Source organism: Caldithrix abyssi DSM 13497 (assembly GCF_001886815.1).
In the GTDB taxonomy this organism is placed as follows: Bacteria; Calditrichota; Calditrichia; order Calditrichales; family Calditrichaceae; genus Caldithrix; species Caldithrix abyssi.
Genome location: NZ_CP018099.1, coordinates 4413941 through 4428666, shown reverse-complemented (window position 1 = coordinate 4428666; position 14726 = coordinate 4413941). Strand labels below are relative to the sequence as shown.

Below are 14726 nucleotides of genomic sequence, written 5' to 3'. Positions count from 1 at the left end.
GTAAAGGTGGTTATGAGTGTAACGATGTGGATTAAAAGAATTTTAGCGATTGTCTTTATCATGAGCGCGGGGTTGTGGGCCTCGGAAGTTCAAATTAAAATCCTTCAACAGACCGATCGGTTTGTGCATTTGAAAATTTCTCTGGCGCAGCCGCAGTGGATCGAAGAGGGAAGCAGCGTTTATGCCGCCTATCGGCAAGCTTCTTTTACGCAGGACATTCATCAAAACTACGTGCCGGTTATTGTAAAGTTCTTGAATTTGAGCGATAGCACGATGCCGCCGTTGACCGTTGGTTCGCTCAAAACTCAAACCACGAGCGTGGAGCGCTACCTGCATGTAAGCGGCACAGATGAAAACATGCCGCGTAAAGATAGCAAGCCCTGGGTAGAGCTGAAATATCTTGGCTTAATGGGCAATTATCCGGTTTTTGCCCTGCAAATATTCCCGGTGCGCGTTGCCGCAGATCATCAGACCGTTACTCTGTTGAAATCAATCGAGGTAAAAATCGGCAAAGCTCTGGGCGAAAACCAGAATGTGCCATTGTACACCAAAGAACCTGCCACGCCGGTGTCCAGAATTTTAAAAGCGGTGGCGTTAAACGGCGGACGACAGCTGTTTCCGCTGGCCTCAGCCGCCAACAAAACTCTTACAGAAGACAATACGCGCCTCAAACAGTTGATGCGCTGGCAGAGCGTTCTGCAAAATGAGATCGTTTTCAAGTTAACCGTAACCGAAGACGGAATCTATCAGGTTACCTACGAAGATCTGCTAAAAGCCGGCTTTCCGCTGAATCGGGTTGACCCGCAAAATTTACACCTGTACAATAAAGGCAAAGAGATTCCCATTTATTTTAAGGGCGAACAGGATCACACCTTCGATCTGGAAGATTATTTTGAATTCTGGGGCGAAAGCAACAAACGAACCTTTCAAAAGCAGTTTCCGGAGCTGTATTCTGATCCGTTCAGCGACGCCAATGTGTACTGGTTGGTCTATCAAGACGATCGCGGATATCGTTTGCTTGAAGAAAGCGGCGGAATTAATACGGCGGCCAATCAACTGGTCATCAGCCCTTTTGCCTTTCGCGACACGCTCCATATCGAACGGAACGCTGTGGCCCATAAATTTGGTCACACGCCGGAGCTGTTAAATCGACCGGCCTACGAAATTGACAATTACTATTTTGACGGCGGCGTTTCCGCGCCCGGCGGAGTGGGCTACGATTTTGAAGTTCCGGATCCGGCCGACTACGGCGCAGAGGTGGTGGTTAAAGCCATGTTCCGCGGCAAATCGTTTTTTGATTATCAAACCAACCCGCTAATGGGGCACAAAGTGACCTTAAAACTGCGCGGCAAAGGAAATGTGGCGCATCTGGTGGGTACGGTTAATCCCAACGACGGCTGGAAAGATCAGCAAAGCTGGGTAATTACCAATGCCGATTCGGCGGTGAAGATCGATCAAACGGCTTTAAATAACGGAACAAACCGTCTGGAAGTGGACATGTTCCAGACGGGCGTTACCGATATTGTGGTGCTCAACTGGTTTGAATTGAGTTATTTAAGAAAGTACCGCGCTCATAATGACTATTTGAAGTTTCATGTGGATCGTGATTTTTTTGACGGCCGTTTTGTAAAATTAGGCGATCGCATTCAATTTAATATTGACGGCTTTTCCAATAAAGATGTTGATGTGTACAAAATCGGTATCAGCAAAATTACCAACGTGGATATTAAACCCGTAACAGACGAAGAGACCGGCCGCTTTTCTTTCGGGATTAGTTTTCAGGACGAGGTGGTAAATCCTTCGATAAAATATGTCGCCTTAACCCAGGATCAGAAGAAAAAAGTGGACGGCATTGAGGCTTATCGTCCCTGGAAGGCAGAAGACGCGCAGGCCTCGCTGTTAAATAAAACCAACAGGTCAAACTATCTGATCATCACCCATGATCTTTTTATTCAGGAATGTCAAAGATTGCGGGAGGTGAAAACCAGCCAGGGCTTTTTGCCGGAAGTAGTGACGGTGCGCGATATTTACGATCTGTTTAACTACGGAATTAAATCGCCGCTGGCTATCAAAGAGTTTTTGAGGTACGCTTACAAAGAATGGGATCAGAGCGGGCCGCTGGAATATGTGCTGCTGGTTGGCGACGCTTCGCTTAATTATCGCTCCTCGGCCGACCTGGTGCCCACCATTTTTTACAACACCGTTAAGTTCGGGGCGGCGGAAAGCGATTATCAATATGCGCTGCTGGAAGGCGAAGACTACCTGCCGGAAGTGATTGTGGCCCGACTGCCGGTTAGTACGGTTTATGAATTACAAAACTACATTGATAAAATCGAACATTTCCCGGAAGACCCGAACGGCCGCTGGATCAACCAAACCCTGTTTATCGCCGGTTATGACGGAACGCGGGAATATTTGACCAATAAGCCGGTTTTTCGGGCGCAAAATTTACGGCTGATCAATCATAAGCTGCCGCAGGCTTTATTCGCCGATCAGATCAATTCTATTGAAAACAAAGCCATCCAGCCGGACCCCCATTTTGGTAGCAGCCAGGATGTGATTAATGCTTTTAATCGCGGACTTTCATTTATCAACTTTGTCGGCCATGGCGGCGGGGCGATCTGGGCCGACGCCGGCTTGATGGGGCTGGAAGATGTGGAGCGGCTGGAAAACGGTTACAGGTTGCCGTTTATTAGCAGCCTGACCTGTTTTACCGCCAGCTTTGCCAATGCCGGGCGCCATTCGCTGGGCGAAAAACTGGTGTTAAGCGAACAAAAAGGGGCAATTGGATTTCTGGGCTCTTCGGGCGTGGGCTGGATTTACAACGATTTTGCCATTGCCTGGAGCCTGCCGGATTTTTTGTGGGACGGTCAATTCACCATTGGAGAAGCAATCGATTTGATGAAAATGTTTTACCTGGCCAGCCCGTTTTACTACACCGAAGAGGGGAGATTTTACACCTTTGGCTACGGCAGTCTCAGCCATTCTCAGGTCTCTCAATACAACCTTTTAGGGGATCCGTCTCTAAAAATACCGTTTGCAAAAGCAAAATTGTCGCTTACGGCCACTCCGGAGGTCTTGCTTCCCGGCGATTCGCTGCGCATTAAAATGTCCGATTTCCCTGAGCCGGCTTCGCTATTTGTGCAGGTGACGGATGAAGAGAATTATCCGCTGTTTAAAGGAGACTATGTTAATGCAAGCGCTCCTTTTGAAACAGGTTTTCGGTTGCCGGACGAAATAAAGCCGCAGGAGCTGCGCGTTAAGGTGTTTGCCACTAACCAGGCGCAAAGCGCAAACGGCTTTCTTAAACTGGCGGTTAATCAGCCGCTGGTTAAAAAAATATGGACCGAGCCGTCTGACCCAACGATCAACCAGCCCATTGTTTTTAAGGCGATTTTAAAGACCGATCAACCCATCCGGGAAGCGCGCATCATTAATCTGTTTGATGAAATGAGCTATGAAAATTACAATGTCAATTTGCCATTAGCGGCTGTGAACGATACGATGTTTGTCAGCCAGGCTTTTAGCGGCTTTGGCAGGGGCGGAACTAAGATTTTTGACGTGCAGGTTACAACGGACGAAGGGAAAACCATCACCCAGCACTGGAATAAAGTGTATGTAAACGACCCGAGGCCGGACCTGTTGGTTGACCCGGCCAGCATTGCCTGGGGCGGTCAGACAAAACTGGCGCTTGTTTTTAAAGTACTCAATAACTCGGATCAGCCCGTGGACAGGGTGCGCGTGGCCTGTTTTGACAATGTCGTTTCGGAAAGCGAGCCGCTTGCCGTGCTGGAGGTGGCTTTTAACGGTAAAAAAGAGATGCCCGTGGAAGCGCCCCTGCCGGACAATCTGGCCTATCAACCCTATCATCAGATCAGGATCGTGGTGGATGTCGATTCTGTGTATGAAGAAAGGGACGAACAGAACAATCATGTAAGCGTGACGCTTTTTCAGAACTATGTGGTGATTTCGCCGGAGCTGGGAACTTCTCTGGATGGTGAAAACCACCAAAAAATACAGCTTTATCAAAACTGGTCGTTCGAGGTAGCCCCGCAGACGGTTGCCGCGCCATTCCTTTTTGGTTTTGAAAGTCAGCAAATTTCCGATTTGATCCGCCAGACAGATCAAAAAGATTTAAAATTTGTGCAGGCGCTTAATCAGGCCGACACGCTGGGCCTTAAGTTAAGTTTTACCCTCGAAAGCGGAGCTAATTTTAACGGAAAATTAGCGGTGCGCCTGGATTCCATTAAAAATGGTTATCCCAGGGATAAAATTTCCATTTACCGCTTCGATCCGCTTTTAAACGCCTGGTCGGCTCTGCCCGGCGAATGGTCGGGCAACGAGTTGCAAACTACGGTTTCTGCGCCGGGAATTTACGCCCCGTTTTACACCACAGACGAGAGCGAGCCGCTACTAGAAATTTCGGTTAACGGCCGCCCGCTGGTGGGCCACATGCTCATTCCGCATCGCCCGACTTTAGGCATTTTACTGCAGGATGTGAACGGGGTGGACTTTAATCGCACCCTGAACTTAAAGATCGATGATGATTACGTGATTAAGAACGGTCAATTGCTGGACAAAAGCGTAACATTGCCGGACAGCGGTCGAGAGGCTAAAAATATTCAAATCATCTTCAATCCGGAATTGGCGCCCGGAGAGCATGAATTGTTTCTGGAAGTATCGGATGTTAACGGCAACGTGGCCCGCGCCGTCGTACCTTTTACGGTGGCGGAAGGGTTTAACCTCATCGTGTACGGTAACTATCCCAATCCTTTTAAAGATCGCACGATTATTGCCTATTATATCGAGAGCAATGAAGAGATCGATGATCTGGATATTAAGATTTACACCACTTCCGGCCGATTAATTCGTTCCAGAATGCTGGACCTGGATCCAACCATTTTAGACGACAATCTGTTAGAGCCCAACTACCATGAGCTGATCTGGGACGGCACGGATGACGACGGAAACCAGGTGGCCAACGGCGTTTACTTTGCGGTGATTAAAGCTAAATATCGTGGTAAAACAGTAAAGCATGTATTAAAAATGGCAAGATTACAATGAAGACAAAAGGAATTTTAATATTCGTTTTTCTGATCCAACTAGTGTTTGCGCAATCCGGCAGGTATGCGGCCTCTTTTCTGGAGCTTGGCGTGGGGGCGCGCACCATGGGAATGGGTAGCGCGGGCGTTGCGGCCACCGGGCAGGTGACGGCGCCTTTCTGGAATCCGGCAGGTCTGGCCATGGTTGAGCGCCTGCAAGCCGGCAGTATGTACGCCAATCTTTTTAACAAGCTGGAACAGCAAAGCTACTTTGGTTTTGTTTTGCCCGTGATGAAAAATTCGGTAGTGGGCATTTCGTGGATGCGTTTGAGCATTGATGAAATTCCGCGCTACGATTTTGATGAAGACAGCCCCATAACCGCCTATCAGAGGCTGCATGGCCAGGCTCAGCAGTTGACCTATGGCCCGGTCGATTATTTTTCCAATCAGAACGATGTCTTTATTTTTACCTTTGCTCGCCTGATCCCCACAAAGTTTGACCTGGGCTGGCAATATTTTGAAATTCCCGTTAAATTCGGCTTTGGGTTAAATCTGAAATACATCAGCCAGCAACTGGATCGTAACAAAGCGACGGGCATAGGGATCGATATCGGATGGTTAATGAGCCTGAACCTGAACGATATCTTTGCCGGAGAATATTACGGCGCTTTGAATTTTGGCTTGAATGTTCAGGACTTAGCCGAAACGCGCATGGTCTGGGATACCGAATCCAGGCATGTAGATCGTTTAAAACGAAATTTTAAATATGGCGTGCAGTACAGCCAGCCGCTGGCCTTTTTAGACAGCGATTTGATCCTGGCTTATGATGTTAACACCAAATACGATGGCAATACGCATCTTGGCGCGGAATTATTAATCAAATCGTTATTTGCCCTGAGAGTGGGCAGCAATTTTGGTCATCTTACCGCCGGCGCCGGAGTGCTGCTCTGGAGGTTCCGCGTAAACTATGCCTTCCAGGGGCACGATCTTGGGAATTCACATCGAGTTTCACTAACTTTGGTTTTTTAAAAAAAATATGTATTGGATTATAATTTTCATTATTTTATTGACTGCATGTCAACAACCGACCGGCGAACAGGTTTTTCAGCCGGATCCTGTTCGTATGGTTTTACGACCGGCGGGAGCCGACACGCTGGCCGGTGAACCCGGGATTGACGCCGTGCCCACTCCGGAAAATGAGCCGAATAAGATACAAATTCAATGGTATCGACACCATCAAATTAATAATCTGGACAGATTTTTGGTGTACCGCAGCGCAGATCCGCAGGGGATCAAAAATTATCGAGTGGTCGGAGAGGTTCCGGCCAATGTGTCGGGCAAAGTGGATTCCGTGTATTATGACACTCAAGATTTGAGTAATAATGTACGATACTACTACTATGTTACGGCGGTTGGCCATACGGGAAAAGAGAGTTTACCTTCGGATACGGTCTCTTACAGGTTGCTGGAAAAGGCCGTTAAGCTGTCTTTGAACGGAAACGCCAGCGTGGTGAGCGAACCTGTGATGGAATTCGAATGGTGGATTCAATCGGGTAATACGCCGGATCAATACATTTTGCGGATTGAAAGATTTGTGAGCGCTGATTTTCATCCGCTGGCCTTTGTGCGCATGATCCGTTCCAATTATCAGACGCCGCAGACGTTTCGGCTGGAAGGCAACGAGCTCAAATCGCTTTTCCCCAATGGCGACTATCGCTGGAGAATCGATTGCGTGGGACGAGAAGACGTGGTAAATCAATATTTTGAAGGTTCTGAATCCAATTGGCAGTTATTTAAAATCAGATGGAATGATTGATGAAACGATTGGCAATTTTGATCATAGGTTTGAGCTTTTTTTTGCTTCCTGTTTTTTCAAATGCGCAGAATTATAACGAGATGTTTTCCAAAAAACAACAGATGATGCAGCAACCCAATCGCGCCGCGCAATACATATTGGGCAACGGCGACGTGTTGCTGGTGACGGTCAATTTGTGGGGCCATGTGTTAAAACCCGGCATTTACAGCGTGCCCAGTTCCTACTCCTTAATCGATCTGATCTCTTCGGCCGGCGGTCCGCTTAGCACGGCTCGTTTAAATGATGTTCGAGTGGTTCGCAAAAACCAGGAAGTTATTAAAGTGAATCTCGAAAAATTCCTGAAGACGGGGGATGCTTCATCTTTGCCGACGCTGCAGCCTGGCGATACGATTATTGTATCCGGCAGCATTCAGGATGTCTTTACCAAGATGGTGGCCATCTTTCGAGATCTGGCAATAATTGTAAACGTTTTTGTCTTAGCGTCGAGAGTAAATAATTGAAAAAACAAAATTTTTTGTCTATCTTTAACTAAATCAAATCAGAAAAGCCAAGAATCTGGTTTGGGAGAGCGCCATGAAAAAATTATTTTTTATTCCAATCGTTCTTTTACTCTGCAGTCAATTTGTTTTCGGGCAGTTGCCTAACTCTGACCGCACTTTGATGTACACGCAAACAGGCCGTACCGTTGAGCCCGGTCGTTTGTTTGTTTACAACGAGATGAACTTTTACACCAAAGTGGCCGATTTTGTGGGGAATTTAAAGCCACAAGATTTTCGGGCGGCAAATTATTGGCTGGTGGCAGGCAATACGGTTTTTACCTACGGCGTGGGCGAACATTTTGACGCCAGTCTGGGTATCCGCGTGTACCAGGATACGCATTACAGCAATGAGTTCAATTTGCCGGACGATCTTTTTCTAACTTTGCGCGCAGGCTCTTTTGCTTTTGGTTATGGCCACTTTAACGCCGCTTTTATAACCAGCTTTCGCATTCCCACCGGTGAAAAGCATAATTATCCATTTGCTGAATATGCCAGCGGCGCTTTTGAATACAGTTTTATGACCGCGCTTTCCTTTTATCTCGACCCCTATTTCCCGGATCGGGCCTTGAGTTTCCATTACAATATTGGCATCTGGAATCACAATGAAAAAGGGCGAACGGTTTACACCTACGAGAGAAACTATCGAGATCCGCAGGGCGTACTTCATTTAAAAGGCGAGGAGTTAATAGGAACCAGAAATTCGGTAGATTTACGCATGGCCCTGGCCGCGGTTTTCCCCACGGACATGTTTGATTTCCGGGTGGAGTTGTCGGGCATCCTGTACCTGCAAAAACCCGATGCCTTTGTTTACAGCGCCGAAGAGTGGGCCTTTTTATCTCCGAGCATTCGATACAAACCGGTTGAGTGGGCGTCGTTTGACCTGGGCGCTGATTTTCGTCTGTCTCCAGCGGTGCGGCAATGGACCAATCCCATCATACCCGACATTTCTGAAACCCTTGATTTACCTAAAAACTACCCTTCGTGGCGAATTCACCTTGGCGCAAATCTAAATCTAAAAATATTAAAGAGCGGCGTACAAAAAGCCGAAGATTTGTACGAGCGCGAACAATTAAAGCAGAGCAGAGAATATTTTGACGCCGTATTGCGCGAAAAAGAAAGATCTCAGGATATTCAGTCTGAAATTGAAAGCCTGAAAAAATTGCGCAAAGAGACGGAGCAGGAAATTAAGGAATTGAAAAAATTATTGGAAGAAGATTAAAAAGTTTTATATTTTAAATCGATATGAAGTCGAAAAGTTTTAGCAAAATAAAATCGTTTCTGGGAGGTTGAAATGAGAAAAGTCAGCCTGATCCTGTTGGTTTTGAGTATTTCCTTAGTTTATAGCCAGCCGCCAATAGGAAGCAAAAGTATGTTACACACGCACAGCGCTCAAACGCTGGGCAAGAGTGTGCTGACGTTGTATTCTGACATGAATTTTTTTACGCGCGCCACGGAATTTGTGGGGTCGCAATCGCCTCAGAATTTTAGAGCGGCAAATTACTGGCTGGTGGTCGGTCAGATTTACCTGAGCTGGGGAATTTTAGATAATCTGGATCTTATTGTTTCGCCGCGGATTTATCAGGACACGCACTATTCCAATGAATACAATTTGCCGGGCGATATTTTTACGACCTTAAAATTAGGTAATTTTGCCTTTCTGGAAAGAAAGTTGAACATGGCGGGCGCTTTAACCTTTCGTTTTCCGGTTGGAGAAAAACACAACTATCCGTTCGTTGAATATGCCAGCGGCGCGGTGGAATACGCCTTTACCGGCATGTGGTCGTACTTTTTTGATCCCTATCTACCCGATCGTTCCCTTAGCCTGCATTTGAACCTGGGCTGGTGGAACCATAATGAAGCGGGAAGAACGGTTTATGATTACAGAGGCAAAAAATATGACGCGACGAGAAATTCTCAAGAACTGCAATATGCCTTTGGACTGGTATATCCTACAGATATGTTTGATTACCGTCTGGAATTAATGGGTATTGCGTATATTAAGGAACCGGATGAATTTGTTTACAGCCGTGAAAATTATACCTACATCACGCCCAGTATTCGCTACAAACCCATGTCGTGGATTTCTGCCGATCTGGGTATTGATATTCGTATTTCGGCGGATAAAAATACCACGGATTTTACCAAGGTGGCGGCGCTGGCCAACCCGGATTACAACCTTCCCAATTACTGTTCCTGGCGCGTGCACATGGGCGTCAATGTACAGATATGGCCTTTAGCTACGCGTAGATTGAGCAGCGCTGAGCTGGAGCGCGAAAAATTCAAAAAACGTGTTGAGTTTTTCGAAAAAATCGTTCAGGAGCGTGATCGCACCAAAGACGTGCAAGAAGAGCTGGAACGCCTGAAAAAAGAACGTGAACAGGCCGAAAAGGAACTGGAAGAGTTGAAACAAATTTTGCAGGAAGAAAAGTAACAGCATTTTTTAAAGCCCCGTTGCCAGGTAGCGGGGCTTTAAATTTTTAGATACAAATCTTATTGCCCTCCAATTTGCCTTCATAGCGCATTGCCCTTAAATTTGCTTTTTATTATTTACAACGGTTAATCACAGATCGTCGGGAGTCAGGGAACTTTATCCCTCTGGAATACGTAAAGTTTAGCCCGGCGGTTTAAGCGATGAAGACGGAAAAAGTCAGGTTAAAACCAAACGGAGAAAAGAAATGGAACGCGAATATTTACAACGTTTAGAAGAGCTTGAACAACGAGTTAAAGAGTTACGAGGTTATCTTTGACATTGATAATCGAACCGAACAGATTAAGAGGTTGGAAGAAAAAACCGGAGAAGATGGCTTCTGGAATGATCAGGAAAAAGCCCAGAAAGTTTTAAAACAGATCAATCGGCATAAGGAATGGGTGGACGCCTGGCAAAGCGTAAACAACTTGCTGGAAGAGGCTAAAATATTGATAGAAATGCTGGCCGAAGACGAATCGGAAGCGTTAAAAGACGAACTGGTCAGCCATTTTAAAAAGATGGAAAAAGAGATCAACGCCCTGGAATTCAAAAGGATGTTGAGCGGTCGGGATGATCCGAAAAATGCCATTTTAACCATTCATCCCGGCGCAGGCGGAACCGAAAGCCAGGACTGGGCCTCCATGTTAATGCGCATGTATTTGCGCTTTGCCGAGCGTCAGGGCTTTGAAACGGAGATCATGGATTACCAGCCCGGTGAAGAAGCCGGCATTAAAAGCGTAACCATTGAAGTTAAAGGCAATTACGCTTACGGCTACCTGAAGGCCGAAAATGGCGTTCATCGACTGGTGCGCATTTCGCCTTTTGACGCCAACAAGCGCCGTCACACGTCCTTTGCTTCGGTGTTTGTTATTCCGGAGATCGATGAAAATATCGATGTGGAAATCAATCCATCGGATTTAAGGATCGATACCTATCGGGCCAGCGGAGCCGGCGGACAGCATGTAAATAAGACCGATTCCGCCATTCGCATTACGCACCTTCCGACGGGCATCGTAGTGCAGTGTCAGAACGAGCGGTCGCAACACAAAAATAAGGCCAATGCCTTAAAAATTCTGGCCGCCCGTCTTTATCAACTTAAGCTGGAAGAACAGCTTGCCAAAAAGAAAGAATATGAAGAGTCCAAGCGCGATATTGCCTGGGGAAGCCAGATCCGATCCTATGTTTTTCATCCGTACAATATGGTGAAGGATCACCGTACCAACTATGAAACCAGTAATGTGCAACAGGTGATGGATGGCGATATCTATCCCTTTATTGAAAAATATCTTGTGCAATTTGGGGGGCAGGGCTAAAAGACCTGGCAGCTAAAATTGAATAGTCGGGCAAAATTGTGCAAATTGATTAAAATGAAAACAACGGTCAGCGACCAAAAAATCATTTATTCTGAGTCAAATACATTGGGAAGGAGAAACGACCTTGGAAGAGTTTAACCAGTTAATGAAAGTTCGCTTCGAGAAATTAAATAGATTACGTGAGCTGGGGATTAATCCCTATCCCTATGAATATCCGCAAACGCATAAGTCCAGAGAAATTAAAGAGAATTTCGAAAAGCTGGAAAAACAGATCGTTTCGGTGGCTGGACGCATGATGACCGTGCGCCTGATGGGCAAGGCGGCTTTTTGCGATATTCAGGACGAGCAGGGTCGCATCCAGATTTATGTTCGCAAAAACGAAATCGGCGAGCAGGATTTTGAAATTTTTAAAATGCTGGATATCGGCGATCTCGTCGGTTTTAAGGGCGAGGTTTTTAAAACGCGCACCGGTGAAATTTCCGTATTTGCCCGAGAGTTCAAATTGCTGGCCAAATCGCTGCGTCCTCTGCCCATTGTCAAAGAAAAGGAAGAAGACGGCAAACGTATTGTGTACGATCAGTTTGCCGATAAGGAGATGCGCTATCGTCAGCGATATGTGGATCTCATTGTGAATCCCGAGGTCAAAGAGGTTTTTGTAAAACGAACGCAGATTATTCGCGCCATTCGCGCCTTTTTAGATGAACGCGGTTTTCTGGAAGTGGAAACGCCCATTTTACAACCGATTTACGGCGGCGCCACGGCCCGGCCCTTTGTAACGCACCACAATGCGCTTGACCGTAAATTGTATTTGCGTATTGCCAACGAACTGTATTTAAAACGGCTGATCGTTGGCGGTTTTGAACGCGTGTACGAGTTTGCCAAGGACTTCCGTAATGAGGGCATGGATCGCTTCCACAATCCGGAGTTTACTTTGCTGGAACTTTATGTGGCCTACAAAGATTACAAGTGGATGATGGATTTTGTGGAGCAGCTGTTCGCTCATGTGGCGCAAACGGTGTTAGGAACGACAAAAATCCGCTTTAGCGGGCACGAAATCGATTTAAGCCCGCCGTGGCAGCGGTTGACCATGTACGAAGCGATCGAAAAGTTCACCGGTGTGAATATTTCGGATATGGATGAAAAACAACTGCGCGAAGTGGCGGAAAAGCTAAAGGTAGAAGTGACGCCTGAAATGGGCTCCGGTAAGATTATTGACGAAATCTTCGGCGAGCACGTGGAGCCTAAATTAATTCAGCCGACCTTTATTTACGATTATCCCATCGAAATGTCGCCGCTGGCCAAAAAACACCGCGAAAAGTCCGGCCTGGTGGAGCGCTTTGAGCCGATCATCGCCGGTAAAGAGGTGGCCAACGCCTTTAGCGAACTGAACGACCCCATCGATCAAAAAGAACGCTTTTTAGAACAATTAAAACTGCGTGAGCGCGGCGATGAAGAAGCCCAGATGATGGACGAAGATTACATCCGGGCGCTGGAATACGGCATGCCGCCCACAGCAGGCCTGGGCATTGGCATCGACCGCCTGGTGATGTTGATTACCGATCAGCCAAGCATCAGGGATGTCATTTTATTTCCTCAAATGCGACCGGAGAATAAATGAAATCGTTTGAATTTTTTATTGCAAAACGCTATTTCAAAGCCAAAAGGCGCACCGGCTTTATTTCGATCATCACTTACGTTTCCATCGGCGGCGTGATGATCGGCGTTACGGCCTTAATTCTTGTTTTAAGCGTGATGAATGGATTTGAGCAGGAGGTGCGATCTCGCCTGCTCGATGCCGATGCGCACGTGCGCGTACGAAAATTTTACATGGAGCCCATTACGCGCACCGATTCTTTGCTTAAGCTGGCCAACAAACTGCCCCATGTCATTGGCGCCTCGCCCGTCATTATGGACAAAGGGATGATTTCGGGTAAGGAACGGCAGTACGCCACGGTGGTAAAGGCCATCGATCCGGAGCTGGCGAACAAAGTGGTCGATCTGAAAAAACACCTTGTTTTAGGGCAGCTGGATTTTACGCCTAAACTGTACCACGGCAAAATGCTGCCGGGCATTGTGTTGGGGCGCTATCTGGCAGACGCCCTGTATGCCACGCACATCGGCGACATTGTAACGGTGTGGACCATGCCAAAAGAGGGCGGCATTTTTAGCCAGCCGCGCGTAAAACAGTTTTATGTGGCCGGGCTGGTGGAAATCGGTTACTACGAATATGATAAAACCCTTTCCTACATGTCATTGGAAGACGCCAGGCAATTGTTCGGCGTAAAAGGCGTAACCTGGATAGAACTAAAACTGGACGATTACAATAAGGCGGGCCAGGTGGCGCAGCAAATAGAAGATATGCTGGGCTTTCCTTACACCACCGAAACCTGGTTCCAGCTCAATCGCTCCCTCTACTCCTGGATGGAAATCGAAAAGTGGGGCGCTTTTGTCATCCTCAGCCTGATCATCATGGTGGCCGCTTTTAATATTATCAGTTCGTTGATCATGGTGGTTATGGAAAAAACACGGGAGATTGGCATCCTGAAATCCATGGGGGCCTCGTCCAGATCCATTCTAAAAATCTTTTTGTACGAGGGGTTGCTGGTCGGAATCATTGGAACTGTGCTGGGCTGTTTAATTGGCTACACGGCCGGATTTATTCAATTGAAGTTTCAGGTGATCTCCCTGCCGCCCGATGTGTATTTGATCAGTTCGCTACCGGTGGTGATGAAATGGGGAGATTTTGCGGCGATTGCCAGCGTTTCCATTTTACTGAGCCTGCTGGCCTCGCTGTATCCGGCCTATCGGGCGTCTAAATTAATTCCTGTTGAAGCAATAAGATATGAGTGATCCATGAAAGCAATAATTAAAGTTGAAAACCTGGTAAAAATTTATGATAGCGGCCCGCAGAAAGTAGAAGTTTTAAAAGGACTGACCTTTTCTGTAAAACCGGCGGAAGTGGTGGTGATTATGGGCCCTTCTGGTGTGGGTAAGAGCACCCTGCTGCACATTATGGGCGCTCTGGATTTGCCAACCTCCGGAAGCGTGTGGCTGGATGGACAGAACATCAATGATCTGTCCAACAGCGCGTTGGCGCGCTTCAGGAATAAGGCGGTGGGCTTTGTGTTTCAGTTTCATCACCTGTTGCCTGAATTTACGGCGTTCGAAAACGTGCTGATTCCCTCTATCATGCACGAGCCGTTGACTGAGGAAAAAGAAGATTACGCCCGCTATTTGTTAGAAGAAGTAGGGCTATCGCACCGTTTGCAACACAAGCCCAATGAGCTTTCGGGCGGCGAGCAGCAACGTGTGGCCGTGGCCCGCGCTTTGGTCAACAAACCCAAAGTGCTGCTGGCCGATGAACCCACCGGCAATCTGGATCGTAAAAATAGCGAAATGCTCTATGATTTGATGTTGAGTCTCAATAAAAAATTCAATCAAACCCTGGTCATCGTTACCCACGATGAACACATGACATTAAAGGCCAGCCGCATAATCGAGCTGGATGATGGCAAAATTGTAAACGAAATCAAGCGCAATTGATCACCC

At 47.0% G+C, this 14726-nt stretch carries 10 protein-coding genes; all 10 read left to right on the top strand.

What is annotated here, in order from left to right:
• Positions 1 to 12: 12 nt before the first annotated feature.
• The 10 genes from Cabys_RS17385 (at position 13) to Cabys_RS17340 (ending at position 14720) form a co-directional block, all read left to right on the top strand.
• Positions 13 to 5064: a C25 family cysteine peptidase gene (locus Cabys_RS17385; RefSeq protein ID WP_006928078.1), complete on the top strand. Its 5052-nt coding sequence runs from the start codon at positions 13 to 15 to the stop codon at positions 5062 to 5064.
• A complete protein-coding gene (locus tag Cabys_RS17380) occupies positions 5061 to 6071 on the top strand; it encodes a PorV/PorQ family protein (protein WP_006928079.1) in 1011 nt (336 codons plus the stop codon). Before Cabys_RS17385 ends, Cabys_RS17380 begins: the two co-directional genes overlap by 4 nt.
• Before the next feature lie 37 nt (positions 6072 to 6108).
• Positions 6109 to 6858, top strand: a complete 750-nt coding sequence (locus tag Cabys_RS17375; RefSeq protein ID WP_150125346.1) for a hypothetical protein — start codon at positions 6109 to 6111, stop codon at positions 6856 to 6858.
• Positions 6859 to 6938: 80 nt separating this feature from the next.
• Positions 6939 to 7358 carry a polysaccharide biosynthesis/export family protein gene (locus Cabys_RS17370; protein ID WP_169833732.1) on the top strand — a complete coding sequence of 140 codons (420 nt, stop codon included), beginning with the start codon at positions 6939 to 6941 and terminating at the stop codon, positions 7356 to 7358.
• Positions 7359 to 7431: 73 nt separating this feature from the next.
• Positions 7432 to 8616, top strand: a complete 1185-nt coding sequence (locus tag Cabys_RS17365; RefSeq protein ID WP_006928082.1) for a DUF4200 domain-containing protein — start codon at positions 7432 to 7434, stop codon at positions 8614 to 8616.
• A gap of 72 nt (positions 8617 to 8688) precedes the next feature.
• Positions 8689 to 9828, top strand: a complete 1140-nt coding sequence (locus tag Cabys_RS17360) for a transporter (RefSeq protein ID WP_006928083.1) — start codon at positions 8689 to 8691, stop codon at positions 9826 to 9828.
• 244 nt (positions 9829 to 10072) lie between these two features.
• Positions 10073 to 11177 (top strand): peptide chain release factor 2 gene (gene prfB, locus Cabys_RS17355; RefSeq protein WP_006928084.1). Its coding sequence is split into 2 segments (ribosomal slippage): positions 10073 to 10141 and positions 10143 to 11177, totalling 1104 coding nucleotides; the frame shifts between segments, so codons are not numbered across the junction.
• Between the two features lie 145 nt (positions 11178 to 11322).
• The gene (lysS, locus tag Cabys_RS17350; RefSeq protein ID WP_052304201.1) at positions 11323 to 12795 is read left to right on the top strand and encodes a lysine--tRNA ligase; all 1473 of its coding nucleotides are present in this window, start codon (positions 11323 to 11325) and stop codon (positions 12793 to 12795) included.
• On the top strand, positions 12792 to 14027 hold the full coding sequence (locus tag Cabys_RS17345) for an FtsX-like permease family protein (RefSeq protein ID WP_006928086.1): 1236 nt from the start codon (positions 12792 to 12794) through the stop codon (positions 14025 to 14027). The genes lysS and Cabys_RS17345 overlap by 4 nt, the downstream gene beginning before the upstream one ends.
• 3 nt (positions 14028 to 14030) lie before the next feature.
• The gene (locus Cabys_RS17340) at positions 14031 to 14720 is read left to right on the top strand and encodes an ABC transporter ATP-binding protein (RefSeq protein WP_006928087.1); all 690 of its coding nucleotides are present in this window, start codon (positions 14031 to 14033) and stop codon (positions 14718 to 14720) included.
• Positions 14721 to 14726 lie beyond the last annotated feature (6 nt).